Raw genomic sequence first — 13835 nt, 5'->3', positions numbered from 1 at the left:
CCCTTTGGCGTTTAGGAGACAATTATCGAGGATAATTGTATCGCTATGCGTGACTTCAACAGCAGGAGGCTGCTCTTCGACACCAGCGTTCTTCTCGACGCGGTTTGCAGGGAGCGCCCGCAGTCGGCGGAGGCGTGCGAGGTCCTTCGCCGCTGCAACGGCGGGGGAGACCTGGGGCTCGTTGCCGTGGGGTCGCTCAAGGATGCGTATTGCGTGCTGCGGCGGCAGTACGGCGAGGCGCGGGCGAGAAGATCGATCGAGTGGCTGCGCGAGCTGCTCGTGATCGCGCCGATGGGCGCGGAGGAGTGCGAGCTCTCGCTCGGCTGCGGCGAGCCGGACTTCGAGGACGGCCTCATCCGCGCCTGCGCCGAGCTCAACGACGCGGACGTCATCCTCACGCGCGACGCGGGCGCGTACAAGCGCTCCAAGGTCCGCGCCATGACCTGCGCGGAGTACCTCGAGACCTTTGGCTAGCGATTGTCCAGTCGCGCGTAAACGTCTGAGACAAATGGATCTGTCCCCCTTGTCTCGCCCACCACGCGGGGCCGCACTCGTGACAAAACTCACTTCCCCGGGCGCGGGCAGCCGGTGACAATGGCGCCAAGAGAAAGGGGCCGCCATGCCACACACGCAGACCGCACCATCACAAGACGTCGTCCGTGTCACCGGGCTCGTCAAGCGCTATCGCGAGCTCGTCGCGCTTGACCATCTGGACCTCGCCGTCCGCCGTGGGGAGATCTTCGGGCTTCTCGGCCCCAACGGGTCGGGCAAGACCACGGCCATCAACTGCATCCTCCAGCTGCTCTCCTACGACCGCGGCACCATCGAGCTCTTTGGCGAGCCGATGGCGCCGAGCCGCTACGACCTCAAGGCGCGTGTGGGCGTGGTCCCGCAGCAGGTGGCCGTCTTCGACGAGCTCACCGTGCGCGAGAACGTGGACGCCTTCTGCGCGCTCTACGTGCGCGACCGCCGCCGGCGCCGCCAGCTCGTGGACGAGGCGATCGACTTCGTGGGCCTCGGCGACTACGCGCGCTTCCGCCCGGCCAAGCTCTCCGGCGGTCTGGCGCGACGGCTCAACATCGCCTGCGGCATCGCGCACCGCCCGGAGCTCATCTTCTTCGACGAGCCCACCGTCGCCGTGGACCCGCAGAGCCGCGCGAACATCTTGGACGGCATCTGCCGCCTGCGCGACGAGGGCGCCACGGTGGTCTACACGAGCCACTACATGGAGGAGGTCGAGCAGATCTGCGGCCGCATCATGATCTGCGACCGCGGGCGCGCTGTGGCGCAGGGCACCGCCGACGAGCTCAAGCGCATGATCAGCCTCGGCGAGAAGATCACGGCTGAGGTGGGCGAGCTTCCCGAGGGCACGCTCGAGCGCCTACGCGGCCTCTCGCACGTGCTCTCAGCGGACTGCGCGGACGGCATGTTGCGCCTGACCTGCGAGGCGAGCGCTCACAACCTCACCGACGCGCTCAGCGTGCTGACCGCGGCCGGCGTGCGCCTGGGGCGCGTGTGGTCCGAGCCGCCCACCTTGAACGATGTCTTCCTCGAGCTCTGCGGCCGCGAGCTGCGCGACTAGGGGGCTGCCATGGGAACCTCGTTTCTGGTGAGCGTCAAGAGCCTCGTGCGCACGCCCTCGGTGATCGTATGGGTGCTGGCGTTTCCCCTCATCATGTCGGCCATCTTCCTCTTCATGTTCTCCGGCATGCGTACGGACGGCGTGGTGGACCCGGTGCCGGTGGCGCTCGTGGCTCCGGCGGACGAGAAGGACGATGCGTCTGCGGGCTCTTTCACCCAGGTCGCAGAGGCTCTCGCGGAGCCGGGGAAGGACCAGTTGCTCGACCTGCGGCGTGTGGGGACCGCCGACGAGGCTGAGTCCCTTCTCGCCAGTGGGGAGATTGACGGCTACTTTGAGATTGCCTCTGACGGCGCGCCCGCGCTCACGGTGGGCTCGGCCTACACGCTCGCGAGCGCGGACGGCGCGTCGGCGGTCAACCGCACGATCCTGGAGACCGTCGCCAGCTCCTACGTGCAGTCGCGCGCCCTGCTGGAGGAGGTGGCGCAGCGCGATCCGGCGGCGCTCGCGGACCCCGCCGCCGTGACGGACGCCCTGGGCATCCAGGTGGCGGTCGAGCGGGTGCAGATCACGCACGCCCGGCCCGAGGAGATCGTGCGCTACTACTACGCCCTGCTCGGCATGTCCACGCTCATGGCCTCCCAGGCGGGCATGCTCGCCGTGGCGTATGCGCAGCCCGGCGTCTCGGCGCTCGGGGCGCGCCGGGCGGTCTCGGGCACCTCGCGCCTGCGGCAGCTCGCCGGCTGCGCGCTCGGCGCGTGGGCGGTTTCGACCGTGACGCTGACGCTGGCCTTTGCGTTCCTGCGCCTTGTGGCGGGCGTGGACTTTGGCGGCCGAGAAGGACTTGCCCTCGTGGCCGTTGCCGTCTGCGCGCTGCTCGCCACGGCGCTCGGTGCGTGCGTGGGGGCGCTGCCCCTCTCGGCTGGCATCTCCGCGCGTTCGGGTATCCTCACGGCGCTGACCTGCGTGCTCTCGCTCTTTGCCGGTCTCTATGGAACTGCGGCGATGGAGCTCGCGGACAACCTCGCCCACACGCTGCCGTGGACGAGCTGGGTGAACCCGACCAAGCTCGTGTGCGACACGTTCTACGCGCTCTACTACTACACCTCGCTCGCGCCGTTCGCCGCGCGCCTCGCCGCCTGCGTGGCGGGTGCGCTCGCCCTTCTCGCCGTGGCCGGCGCCATCTTTAGGAGACAGAGCTATGAGCACCTTTAGGACCGCCCTGCGCGTGGTTGCCGGACACCCCATCTACCTCGCGCTCTACGTGGTGTTTCTCTCCCTCATGGGCGTGTTCGTGGTGGGGGACATGGGCACGGCCACCGCAGGCGAGAAGGACGGTTATGCCGCCTACGAGGCGCGCGTCGCCGTGGTGGACCGGGACGGCACGGCGCTCTCAGGTGCGCTCGCGGCGTGGGCGGGAGACGCCTTCGAGCTCGTGGACGTTGCGGACGAGCCGCTCGCGCTGCAGGACGGCGTGGCGACGGGCCAGGTGGACTGCCTGGTGGTGCTGCCGGAGGGCTTTGAGCGGGAGCTGCTCGAGGCGGCGCGCGCGGGGGACGAGGTGCCGGCGCTCGAGGTTGCCTACGGCCAGGACGTGCAGGCGGGGGCGCTCGCGGCGCAGGCGGCGTCGCGCTGGGTCTCGCTCGCGGCGGGCGCTGCGGCGCTCGAGCCGACGGCGTCAGCGACCGAGGTCGCGGACCTCGCGCTGGTTGCGGCGGCGGAGCGGGCCGAGGTGGGCGTGCGGGAGTCCGAGGGCGCGCTCGGCGGCGCCGATAGGCTCGCCACGTACCTGAACTTCTCCACATACTCCGTCATGAGCTCCATCGTGGTGGTGGCCGGGGTCTCGCTCGCGGCGTTCCAGCGGCCTGAGCTGCGGCGTCGTACGGCGGCGGGGCCCGTCTCGCCCGCGCGCCTCTCCGCGGGGCAGGTCGCGGCGTGCCTCGTGCTCGCGGTGGCCGTGTGGGCGTGGACCTGCGCCGTGGCCCTCGCATCGAGCGCGGGCGCGCTCGCCGGGACGGACCCGGCGCTCGTGGCCTGCGCGCTTGGGAGCGTGCTTCCCTTTGCCCTGGTGCCGCTCGCGCTGGCGTTTCTGCTCGCGCAGCTCGGCCTCAGCGAGGACGCGGTCAACGCGTGCGGCAACATCGGCGCGATGGTGCTCTCGTTTCTCGGCGGGGCGTGGGTGCCGCTCTCCATGCTGCCGGAGGCCGTGCAGGCGGCGGCGCGCCTCTCGCCCTCGTACTGGGTGAGCCAGGCGGTCGCGTCGGCGCTGCACGCCCGCGAGCTCACGCCCGAGCTTGTCGCCGAGCTGGTAACGTGCCTGGGGATCGTTCTGCTCTTTGCGGTGACGCTCTTTGCCGTGGGGCTCTCGCTCGGTCGCGCCCGCCGTCGCGCCGCCGGCGCGGCGTGAGCGACGCGACGCGCGTTGCTGTCCGGCCGCGCTGCTAGAATCGCCCCATGGAGAGACTGGCCGACAAGCTCGTGGCGCTCGTCGCCTGCCTGCCCGCGCTCGCTGCGGCGGCGGGCGGGACGGCGGGTGTCGGCCTCGTGGTCGCGCTGCTGGCAACGGTCGCCCTGGCGGCTCTCTGCGAGCTCGCCCGCGGCCGGGCGGCCCTCGTGCCGCCCCTTGCCCTCTGCGCCCTCGCGTGCGCCCTGCCCGAGGCTGTGGCGCTGCTCGGCGTGGCGGCCTACGACCTGTGCCGGATAGTCGCCGGGGAGAGGGGGCGGCTGCGCGCTGTGCCCGCCGCCCTGCTCGTGCCGCTCGCCTGGGGCGCGGCACGTGGCACGCCGGGCGGGCCCGCGGTCCTTCTCGCCGTGGCTGGCGTTGCTGTGGGCGGATGGCTCGGCCTCCGCGTCGGGGCGTTTGAGCTGCGCCGCCGTGACGCCCTCCGCACGCGGGACGACCTCGCCGCCGCGCGCCTCGCCCTGGCCGAGAAGAACCGCGAGCTCCTGGACGCCCAGGACTACGAGGTGCGTCTGGCCACGCTCTCCGAGCGGGCGCGCATCGCCCGTGACATCCACGACAACGTGGGCCACCTGCTCACGCGTGCCGTCGTGCAGGCGGAGGCGTACCGTGTGGCGCATGCCGGGGAGCCGGTGGCACAGGACCTCGCGGCCGTGGCGGACACGGTGCGCGCGGCGCTCGACGAGGTGCGCGCGAGCGTGCACGACCTGCGCGACGACGCGTGCGACCTCTCGGTGCAGGTGCGCGCCGTCGTGGAGCGCGCCTGCGCGGGGACGCCGCTCGCGCCCACGGTGCGCGCGGAGGCGGGGGAGGCGCCGGCCGCCGTGGCGAGCTGCCTCACGGCGGTCGTGCGCGAGGCCGTCTCCAACGTGCTGCGCCACGCGGACGCGCGCCACGTGGGCGTGGAGCTCGTGGAGCATCCCGGCCTCTGGCGGCTCACGGTGACAGATGACGGTCGCGGGGGCGCCGGGCGCGGCGACGGCTCCGGCATGGGGCTCGCCTCCATGGAGGAGCGCGTGCGGGCGCTCGGCGGCACCTTCCGCGCCGGCCCCGGGGAGCGCGGCGGCTGGACCGTCTTTGCCAGCGTCCCGCGTGGAAAGGGGGCCGTCGCTTTTCCACGCTCGAGGGGAGAGACATGAGGGTGGTCATCGCAGACGACGACGCCGTGGTGGTGGAGTCGCTCAGAATCGTACTGGACGCGCAGCCGGACATCGAGGTCGCGGGCTGCGGGACGGACGGGGCCGACGCCGTGCGCTTGGCGGCGGAGGCCGCGCCCGACGTGGTCCTTCTCGACATCCAGATGCCTGGCGTGGATGGCCTGGCCGCCGCCGAGCAGATCCTCGCCGCGTCGCAGCCGCCGCGCGTGGTCTTTCTCACCACCTTCTCCGATGACGAGTACATCGTGCGGGCGCTCTCCCTGGGGGCGGCCGGCTACCTCATCAAGCAGGACGTGGCGGGCGTGGCGCCGGCGCTGCGCGCGGTCATGGCGGGGCGGAGCGTCCTCGAGGGCGAGGTGCTCGAGCGGGCGGTCGCGCTCGGCGCGGGCGGGGCGACCGGGGCGTCCGGCGCGTCCGGCGCGACAGCCGAGAAGCCCGACCTCGCGACGATCTTTCCGCAGCTCACCGACCGCGAGCGCGAGGTCGTGGCGCTCATCGCCGAGGGCCTCGACAACCGCGAGGTGGCCGCGGCCGCCTACATGGGCGAGGGCACCGTCCGCAACCACATCAGCTCGATCCTGGCCAAGCTGCACCTGCGCAACCGCACGCAGATCGCCGTGGCATACTGGAGGGCGCTCAGATGAACCCGTCCCCAATTACCAAAGAGGGAGTGCAATGAACGAGGAGAGCAGCTGGAAGGCCAAGCTCGCGTGCGTGTGGGGCGGCGAGCTGGTCTCCGTGCTCACGAGTTCCGTCCTGCAGATGGGCTTCGTCTGGCACATCACGCTCACCACGAACTCGGCGAGCATGCTCTCGCTGGCGTCCCTCGCGGGCTTCCTGCCGCTCGCGCTCCTCGGCACCTTCGCGGGGGCCATCGTGGACCGCCTGCCGCTCAGGGTCACGCTCATCGGGGCAGACCTCTTCATCGCCGCAGTGAGCGCCGCCTGCGCGGTGGTCTCGCCCTCGGGCGCGCTCCCCGTGTGGGTGGTCATGGCCGCGCTCTTCGTGCGGGCCATCGGCAGCGCCTTCCACACGCCGGCCTTCCAGGCGCTCACGCCGCTCGTGGCGCCGGCCGAGCACCTCACGCGCCTCGCTGGCGTGACGCAGGCCGTCCAGTCCGGCGGCTACATCCTCGGCACGGCCGTCGCGGCGGTGATCTACCCGCTCTGGGGGCTCACGGCCATGATTGCGCTCGACGTGGCCGGGGCGCTCATCGCGACGGTCGCAGTGCTGGCGGCTCGGCTCGACGTGGGGGGCGCGGGGCAGGGCGCGCAGGCGGGCGAGAAGGACCTCGGCCTTGCGGCGCAGGCCCGAGCCCTCGCGGCCGAGACCGCCGACGGCTATCGCGTCCTGCGCGGCTACCGTGGCCTTTTCGCGCTGCTCTGGTGCGGCTTCGTCTTCACGCTGGTCTTCTCGCCCATCTCGGCGCTCTTCCCGCTCATGACGCTCGACCACTTCGGCGGCACCACGGGCGACGCCGCCACGGCGGAGATCGTGTTCTCGGTGGGCATGATCGCGGGCTCGGCCCTGCTCGCGGCAACGGGCGGCCTCAAGAACCGTGCGCTCACCGTCGTGGCGGCGACGGCGCTCTACGGCGTAGCCACGCTCGCGGCGGGCCTGCTTGGGGTGGGCGGCTTCATGGCGTTTCTCGCCATGAGCTTCCTCATGGGCCTGAGCTCGCCCTTTTACTCCGGCCCGCAGACCGCCCTCATGCAGGAGAAGGTCCCGCCCGAGTACCTGGGGCGCGTCTTCGGCCTCTACGGTGCCATCATGTCCTGGGCGCTGCCGCTGGGCCTGGCGTTCTCGTCCGTCTTTGCGGACGCGGTGGGCGCCCCGGCGTGGTTCGTGGGCGCCGGGGCTGCGATGGTCCTTCTCGCCGGCGTGACCTGGTCAATCCCCGCCATCCGCCGCATCGAGGAGTAATTGGGGACGTGTTTTACCGAGCCCAGGACTCGTTCACAATCCTCAGCGTGAGCTCGTCGCGGCCGCCGGCATAGTACTTGTCCAGCACATCACCAAAGACGGGGTCGACGCCCGTGAGCTCGAAGAGCGTCATCGACGAGCGGACCTTGAGGGCGTCGATGCTCCCCAGCACGGCGATGGGGTCGCCTCCCGGCAGGGCGAGAAGTGCGTGCGAGATCTCAAGAAGACGCCCCCTGAGCAGGGGATGGTTGACGTATGCGTCAAGCTCGTCGTGGCTGGCGATGCCATAGCGCTCCGCCAGGGGGCTGCGTCCGAGCCCGCGCGCCTGCGGGAAGACGAACCAAATCCAGTGGCTCCGCTTGCGGCCGGCGCGAATCTCGGCGAGCGCCTGCTCAAAGACGCCGCCCGCCTGCGCGCGGACAAAGCGCTCGATGTCAAAGCCTGCGGTCATGCGCCACCCCTCCCGTTTGTCAGATAATAGACCCGTTGCCTGCCGAGAAGAGCGGAGACCTGTATGTCCTACTGCGACTGGGACACCACCGACGAGCTCTGCCTGCGCTACCACGACGAGGAGTGGGGCGTGCCCCTGCACGACGACCGCGGGCAGTTTGAGTTCCTCTCGCTCGAGGTCATGCAGTGCGGGCTCAACTGGACCATGATGCTGCACAAGCGCGAGGTGCTCCGCGCGTGCTTCGCGGGCTTCGACTACGACGCCGTGGCGGCGTTCGGGCCGGAGGACGTCGAGCGCATCCTGGAGACGCCGGGGATGATCCGCTCCCGCCGCAAGGTTGAGGCTATCATCAACAACGCGCGCTGCTTCCAGCAGGTTCGTGAGGAGTTCGGCAGCTTTGACGCCTATCTCTGGGGCTTCTCGGACGGCAAGACGATCCTCTACAACAAGCACGCCGACGGGTGGATTCCGGTGAGCAACGGCCTCTCGGCGCGCGTGGCGGCTGACCTCAAGCGTCGCGGCTTCAAGTACCTGGGTCCCACGACGGTCTACTCGCACCTGCAGGCCTGCGGCATCATCAACGACCACGCCCGCGAGTGCCCGCGCTACGCCGCGGTCAACGCCATGGGCCCCACGGTCGAGAGGCGCCGCTACCTCGAGAAGGACGTGCGGCACTACGAGTAGGTCAAAAGGGGACAGGCCCCTTTTGGATCAGAACGCGAAGTTTGCGACAGTCTGATTGTGAGCTCAATGCGTTCACAATTCAGATTCGGCACACACCGTGTGCCGAATCCTTGGGCTGAGGATTCTTGACGCAATGCGTCAAGAAAGTGCACACATCGTGTGCACAATTCGAGACGCGCCGTGTCTCGAATTGGCGTCTCCCACCGCGGGAGTGTTCTTCTCGCTGTGAGATGAGCTGCAACTACCCCAGATTCTTAAGCAGCTTTCTACCTGCGGAAACTCGAATAATAGCAGGTAGAACGATTGCATTTGCCGCTTAAAAAACCGGGAGATTGCAGGTCGCAACTTCTAGAGGTCGACCACGCGTACGGTGCGGCCGCGCCCGTGCAGCAGCGCAATCAGGTCCGTGGTGGCGAGAAGGACAGTGGCGGTGTTGTCGCACGGGTGCACGGTCACGCGGCCGGCGTCGACGAGCTCCCGGTCGATCACGACCTCCACGCGCCGCTCGGCGTCGTTCAGCACCCCGAGCGGCGTGACGGAGCCCGGCACGAGGCCGAGCATCTCCCCCAGGTCCTTCTCGCTCGCAAACGAGAGGCGGCGCGAGCCCAGGCGCTCCTGGACCTCCCGCAGCGATACGCTCTTCTCGTCCGGAAGGCAGACGAGGTAGTACGCGCGGTGCTTGTCGTCCCTCAGGAAGAGGTTCTTGGCGCCGAGCTCGGGGTGGGGAATGCCCGCGGCATGCGCCTGCTCCACGGTGAAGACGGCCTCGTGCTCGTAGAGCTCGTAGGCGATTCCGCCCTGGTCGAGCAGCGCGATCGTCTCCGCCTTGCCGAAGGCGCGCAAAAGCGACCGTCCCCTTTGCCGTCAGCGCTCGAGCTTGCGGATGACGGCGATGGAGGGGTCGACCTCGGCGGCAAAGGCGTCGAAGTCGGCGTAGGTGCCGACGATGCTGCCGTAGTGGGTGGGCACCGCGGCGGCAGGATGCACCGCGTTCACGAAGGCGGCCGCCTGGCGCGCGTCGCAGGTGTAGGTGCCGCCGATGGGCAGGAACATGACGTCGCAGGCCACGCGCTCGTTGTCCGGGTTCTGGTCGGTGTCGCCGGTGACGTAGTAGCGTGTGGGGTCGCCGTCGAGCGTCACCACGTAGCCGAGCCAGCCGTTCGCCTGCGGGTGCATGCCCAGGCGCTCGGGCTCCACGTTGTAGGCGGGCACGGCCTCCACGCGGATCCCCGGCAGCTCGAGCTTCTCGCCCGCGCGCACGAGGTGCGTCGCGGCCGCGCCCAGCCCCGCGACCTCGCCGGCCATGCCCGCGGGCGCCACGACCACGGTTTTCTCGCCGGCCACGCGCGCGTAGTCCTCGGGCGAGAGGTGGTCGTAGTGGGCGTGGGTGATGAGCACGTAGTCGGCGTCGTGCGCGGCCTCGGCGGCCGCGAGCGAAAAGGGGTCGAAGTACGCGACCGTCCCTCCCGCCCCCTCGATCCGGATGGCGCTCTGGGTGAACACGCGGACGCTCTCGAGGCTGCCCATGGCGGCTCCCCTCCTTATAATCGGGTTATCTGATTGTACGTTGGGCGGGAGGCACGCATGCGCGAGAAGATCGACGTCACCGAGTACGCACCCACCATCCTGCGGGAGCTGCCCAAGGGCGTGCTGCTCACCGCCCGCGCGGGCGGTCGCGCCAACCCCATGACCATCGGGTGGGGCACGCTGGGCGTCGAATGGGGCAAGCCCCTCTTCGTGGCCTACGTCCGCAGCAGCCGCTTCACGTACGGCCTCATCGAGAAGAGCGGCGAGTTCACGGTGAGCGTGCCCATGCGCGCAGGCGAGAAGGACCACGACCGGCGTATCAGCCAGATCCTTGCGGTCTGCGGCTCCAAGAGCGGGCGCGACCTGGACAAGGTGGCCGAGCTCGGCCTCACGCTCGTCGAGGGGGAGGAGGTCGGCGCCCCCGCCGTCCGGGAGCTCCCGCTCACGCTGGAGTGCCGCGTGCTCTACAGGCGCGAGCAGGACGAGTCGCTGCTGCGCGAGGACCTGCGCGGGAGGTACTACTCCACGGACGCCTCGCACACCGCGTACTATGCGGAGATCGTCTCCGCCTACGTCCTGAGATAGGGCAGGGGGACGGAGGGCCTGTCACCGCTCCGTCCCCCTGTCACGCGCTTATGCGGGCGCTACTTCCTGCCGAAAAGGCCGCCCAGGCCGCCGAGCATGCCGCCGAGGCCGCCGGCCAGCGCGCCGAGGTCGAGGTTGCCGAGGTCCAGCGCGCCGAGGTCGAGGCTGCCGTCGGCGATGCCGCTCTTCACGCCGTCGACGATCTGCGAGAGGTCGGCGTCTCCGATTGGCTGGCCGGTGAGCTCCTCGATGGTGCCCTTGGGGTCGGCAAGGAGGTCCTGGAGCCTCTCGGGGGCGTCCGCGAGGGCGGCGGAGACCTGGGAGATGATGGCCTGGATGTCCATGGGGGTCCTTTCTTTTGGGCGCCGGGGGCGCGTTCGACTCTGGGGCTCTAGACTACCTGCTGGCCCGCTCGGGGGCGAGCCGCGTTCGGCCGGCGTCCGCGGGCGGTTGAGGGCGGTCCGCGCGCGGCCCGTCCCCCTCCGGTCCGATGGCGGCCCGCACGGCGTCGAGCAGCTCGGCGCAGCGCAGCGTGGCCGCGAGCGGCATGACGTCAGACTCCGCCCTTCCACAGACCACGAGGTCGACGAAGTGCCCGATCTCGTCGTAGAAGTCGTCGACGGGGTAGGGGAGCTCGAGCCCGACGGGGTCCTCGCCCGGGCGCTCCAGGCGGGCGCGCTGCGGGCGGTGCATGTCCTCCACCACGATGGTCCCCGCCGCCCCGATGATGCGGGCCTCCCGGGGGCCGGCCGCGTCGGCGGCGGTGACGAGCCGCGCCGTCATCTCTCCGCGCGCGAGCTCGGCCTCGACAAAGCAGTCGTGGCCGTGGTCCCAGCGCGCGGCCGCGCCCACGACCTCGAGGGGGCCGCCCAGGTAGTCCTCCACCCAGGAGGCGCAGTAGATGCCGGAGTCCAGCAGGATGCCGCCCCCGCGCGCGGCGGAGAGGTAGTCGCCCCCGCGCGCGATGCGCTCCCCCATGTCGTTCTCGAGCAGCGCCTCCACGCGGCGGACCTCGCCGATGGCGCCCTCCGCGACGAGCTCGCGCACACGCCGGTAGAGCGGGGAGAAGCGCGTCTTCATCGCCTCCATAAAGAGGGTCCCCGTCTCGCGGGCCGCGCCCGCGAGCTCGCGCGCCTCCTCGGCGTCCACGCAGGCCGGCTTCTCGCAGAGCACGGCCTTGCCCGCCCGCAGCGCCGCGAGCGCCCACTCGAGGTGCATCGCATGGGGGAGGGCGAGGTAGACGGCGTCGACGTCCGGCCGGGCGAGAAGGGCCGCGTGGGCCGCCCCCGCGACTCCGCCGAGCGCCTCGTCGGAGAGGGCGCCGCCCTCGGGGACGCCGTGCTCGAGGGCGAAGGCCTCCGCCCGCCCGGCGCGGCGGCAGCTGATGGCCACGAGCTCGGAGCGCCCCTCGTGCGCGAGGCTCCGCGCGAACCGGTGGGCTATCCTGCCCGCGCCGACGATCCCCCAGCGCACCGCGCGGGCGCCCGCCGCGCCGCGGTCCCTCGTGGCGGCGCCCCCGCCCAGGTCCTTCTCGCCCATGGCGTCAGCCCCTTTCCCCGCGCGCGGCCCCGAGGCCCATGAGGGCGCGCTCGGCGCGCAGGAGCAGCGGGTAGGGGAGCAGCTTGGCGGCGACGTAGAACGCGCGCATGTCGGGGGAGGGGATACAGAGCGCCCGCCCGGCGCGGGCGGCCGCGAGGGCGCGCTCCGCCACGCGCGCCACGTCCTCGAAGCCGGTGAGGCCCGCCATGCGCGCGGCGACGTCGCCCGCCCCCGCGTGGTCGAGAAACCCCGTGCGCATGAACTTGGGGCAGAGCGCCGTCACGTGGATGCCCACGTCCCCGAGCTCCGCGTCGAGCGCGCGCGAGAAGTCCAGGACGAACCGCTTGGCCGCCGAGTACGTGGCGAGGCCCGGCTGCGGCATGAAGGCGGCCACGCTGGCCACGTTGAGGACGCGCGAGCCCGCCGCCATGTACGGCAGCGCGCGGTATGTGAGCTCCACGGGCGCGAGCATGAGCAGGCGCGCCATGTCCGCGTTGTCGGCCGCGGGCATGTCCGCGAAGTCGCCGAACGTCCCGAAGCCGGCGTTGTTGACGAGAAGCGCCACGCGGGCGCCGGGCGTCTCGGCGAGCGCCGCCTCGAGCGCGTCGAACGACGCCGGCTCCGTGAGGTCGAGCGCGAACGGGCGCACGCGCGGGGACGTGCGCGCGGCATGGCGCGAGACGGCCCAGACCTCGTCGAGCGGCCCGAAGGCGCCCTCGCCGAGCAGACGCACGAGCTCGGCTCCAAGGCCGGACGACGCCCCGGTGACGATTGCGATGTCGGTCATGGTCGGCCTCCTTCCGCGCGGCGGCGCGCGCTGGGAACGGTCCCCCGCCTGTCCGACTTTATGATAGGTCTTTCTGCGGGCCGGAGGCCGTCCCCAGCGTGCGCGCCAGGAGGGAGAACTCGTTGCAGACGAACTGCCTCAGGCGCTCCACCTCCGGGCGGCACGATCCCTCGAGCGTGACAATGCAGACGGGGACCGAGGGGGCGTCCGCCGGGTCGAGGCCGTGCATCATGGCGAAGGGCCTGATGCTGAGCGCCTTGAGGTTCACGCCCATGATGAACCCGTTGCGGCTCTCGAGGAAGTCGACGACCTCCTCGCTCGTCTCGATGGGGACCACGGGCGAGCTCAGCCCGGCCCTCTGGCAGGTGACGAGGACCGTCTCGTTGAACCCGTCGACCTCGTCTGACCAGAGGACGGGGTACGGCTCAAGGTCCGCAAAGGAGAGCGCCCCCTTCCCGCGCAGCGGGTGGCCCCTCCCCAGAAAGGCGCCCGGCGAGACCGACCCGATCTGCGTGCATTCGCACTGCGGCGCGCGGAGCCGGCCGATGGTGAACAGTGCGTCCACCGTTCCCGCCCGAAGGCCCGCGAGCGCCTTGGCCCCCACCGAGACCGAGAGGCGGGTCTTGACCCCGAGGGCATGCGTCGCGAGCCGAGAGATGACGCCGCAGATGAACTCATGCTTGGAGAAGGGCGGAGAGACGAGGGCGAGCTCCAGGCCGTCCCTCCTTTCGGCCGCGCGCCCGGCGCCCGCGACGCGTTCCACGGACTCGAAGCTCATGACCGCGGCGCGCGCCGGCTCGAGGATCTTCTCGCCAAGGGGCGTGAGGGCCATCCCCTTGCCGGCCCTGACGAACAGCGCCCCGCCCAGCTCCTCCTCGAGCTCGTGGATGGACTTGGAGACCGCCTGGACTGTGACGCCCTCCTCCCTCGCCGCGGCGGAGAAGGTGCCGTCGCGGGCGGCGAGGCAGAAGAATCTGAGCTGTCTGACGTTCATGCGCCCCCATGTCCCGGCAAGGAGATATGTTCCGGCAAAGAGTGCGGCCGCCGCCATGTCGGGGGTGGCGGCGGCCGGAGAAGGACCGTCTGGTCTCGGCCATACAGAGACTATAGCCGACGTCCCGTCCCGGATTCCTGGGGCGGGC

16 protein-coding genes are annotated in these 13835 nt (G+C 71.0%); 9 read left to right on the top strand and 7 right to left on the bottom strand.

Features of this window, described 5'->3' with window-relative positions:
* Positions 1 to 45 precede the first annotated feature (45 nt).
* The 7 genes from H6A23_RS03950 to H6A23_RS03920 all read left to right on the top strand — a co-directional run bounded on the left by H6A23_RS03950 (position 46) and on the right by H6A23_RS03920 (position 7120).
* Positions 46 to 474 (top strand): type II toxin-antitoxin system VapC family toxin, encoded by a 429-nt coding sequence (locus H6A23_RS03950; RefSeq protein WP_204830900.1) that lies wholly within the window; start codon positions 46 to 48, stop codon positions 472 to 474.
* A 145-nt stretch (positions 475 to 619) separates the two neighbouring features.
* Positions 620 to 1582, top strand: coding sequence for an ABC transporter ATP-binding protein (locus tag H6A23_RS03945; RefSeq protein ID WP_204830899.1), 963 nt, complete (start codon positions 620 to 622; stop codon positions 1580 to 1582).
* Positions 1583 to 1591: 9 nt separating this feature from the next.
* Positions 1592 to 2794 (top strand): ABC transporter permease, encoded by a 1203-nt coding sequence (locus H6A23_RS03940; protein ID WP_204830898.1) that lies wholly within the window; start codon positions 1592 to 1594, stop codon positions 2792 to 2794.
* Positions 2781 to 3986, top strand: a complete 1206-nt coding sequence (locus tag H6A23_RS03935; protein WP_204830897.1) for an ABC transporter permease — start codon at positions 2781 to 2783, stop codon at positions 3984 to 3986. Before H6A23_RS03940 ends, H6A23_RS03935 begins: the two co-directional genes overlap by 14 nt.
* A gap of 47 nt (positions 3987 to 4033) precedes the next feature.
* Positions 4034 to 5179: a sensor histidine kinase gene (locus H6A23_RS03930; RefSeq protein ID WP_204830896.1), complete on the top strand. Its 1146-nt coding sequence runs from the start codon at positions 4034 to 4036 to the stop codon at positions 5177 to 5179.
* The gene (locus H6A23_RS03925; RefSeq protein ID WP_204830895.1) at positions 5176 to 5841 is read left to right on the top strand and encodes a response regulator transcription factor; all 666 of its coding nucleotides are present in this window, start codon (positions 5176 to 5178) and stop codon (positions 5839 to 5841) included. Before H6A23_RS03930 ends, H6A23_RS03925 begins: the two co-directional genes overlap by 4 nt.
* Before the next feature lie 31 nt (positions 5842 to 5872).
* Positions 5873 to 7120, top strand: coding sequence for an MFS transporter (locus H6A23_RS03920; RefSeq protein ID WP_204830894.1), 1248 nt, complete (start codon positions 5873 to 5875; stop codon positions 7118 to 7120).
* Between the two features lie 13 nt (positions 7121 to 7133).
* Here H6A23_RS03920 and H6A23_RS03915 read toward each other — a convergent pair whose 3' ends face one another.
* Positions 7134 to 7571, bottom strand: a complete 438-nt coding sequence (locus tag H6A23_RS03915; RefSeq protein WP_204830893.1) for a DUF1810 domain-containing protein — start codon at positions 7569 to 7571, stop codon at positions 7134 to 7136.
* A gap of 63 nt (positions 7572 to 7634) precedes the next feature.
* Between H6A23_RS03915 and H6A23_RS03910 the strand changes: the two genes are divergently transcribed.
* Positions 7635 to 8255 (top strand): DNA-3-methyladenine glycosylase I, encoded by a 621-nt coding sequence (locus H6A23_RS03910; protein ID WP_204830892.1) that lies wholly within the window; start codon positions 7635 to 7637, stop codon positions 8253 to 8255.
* A 348-nt stretch (positions 8256 to 8603) separates the two neighbouring features.
* Here the strand turns inward: H6A23_RS03910 and H6A23_RS03905 are convergent, their stop codons facing one another.
* Complete coding sequence (locus H6A23_RS03905) at positions 8604 to 9098, bottom strand: prolyl-tRNA synthetase associated domain-containing protein (RefSeq protein ID WP_204830891.1); 495 nt, start codon at positions 9096 to 9098, stop codon at positions 8604 to 8606.
* A 21-nt stretch (positions 9099 to 9119) separates the two neighbouring features.
* Positions 9120 to 9782 (bottom strand): MBL fold metallo-hydrolase, encoded by a 663-nt coding sequence (locus H6A23_RS03900; RefSeq protein ID WP_204830890.1) that lies wholly within the window; start codon positions 9780 to 9782, stop codon positions 9120 to 9122.
* 57 nt (positions 9783 to 9839) lie between these two features.
* Here H6A23_RS03900 and H6A23_RS03895 point away from each other — a divergent pair, with 57 nt between their 5' ends.
* Positions 9840 to 10367, top strand: a complete 528-nt coding sequence (locus tag H6A23_RS03895) for a flavin reductase family protein (RefSeq protein WP_204830889.1) — start codon at positions 9840 to 9842, stop codon at positions 10365 to 10367.
* A 59-nt stretch (positions 10368 to 10426) separates the two neighbouring features.
* Here the strand turns inward: H6A23_RS03895 and H6A23_RS03890 are convergent, their stop codons facing one another.
* From H6A23_RS03890 to H6A23_RS03875, 4 genes are read right to left on the bottom strand one after another with little or no spacing between them, the layout of a single operon-like run.
* The gene (locus tag H6A23_RS03890) at positions 10427 to 10711 is read right to left on the bottom strand and encodes a hypothetical protein (protein WP_075280438.1); all 285 of its coding nucleotides are present in this window, start codon (positions 10709 to 10711) and stop codon (positions 10427 to 10429) included.
* 52 nt (positions 10712 to 10763) lie between these two features.
* Entirely contained in the window at positions 10764 to 11906 is a 1143-nt protein-coding gene (locus H6A23_RS03885; protein WP_204830888.1) for a Gfo/Idh/MocA family protein, read from the bottom strand.
* Positions 11907 to 11910: 4 nt separating this feature from the next.
* A complete protein-coding gene (locus H6A23_RS03880) occupies positions 11911 to 12693 on the bottom strand; it encodes an SDR family NAD(P)-dependent oxidoreductase (RefSeq protein ID WP_204830887.1) in 783 nt (260 codons plus the stop codon).
* Positions 12694 to 12751: 58 nt separating this feature from the next.
* The gene (locus H6A23_RS03875; protein WP_204830885.1) at positions 12752 to 13687 is read right to left on the bottom strand and encodes a LysR family transcriptional regulator; all 936 of its coding nucleotides are present in this window, start codon (positions 13685 to 13687) and stop codon (positions 12752 to 12754) included.
* Positions 13688 to 13835 lie beyond the last annotated feature (148 nt).

Origin of the sequence: Olsenella uli, assembly GCF_016900775.1 — a bacterium.
Taxonomy (GTDB): domain Bacteria; phylum Actinomycetota; class Coriobacteriia; order Coriobacteriales; family Atopobiaceae; genus Thermophilibacter; species Thermophilibacter uli_A.
Note: the sequence above shows the minus strand (reverse complement) of the source record. Positions and strands in the feature narration are given on the sequence as shown.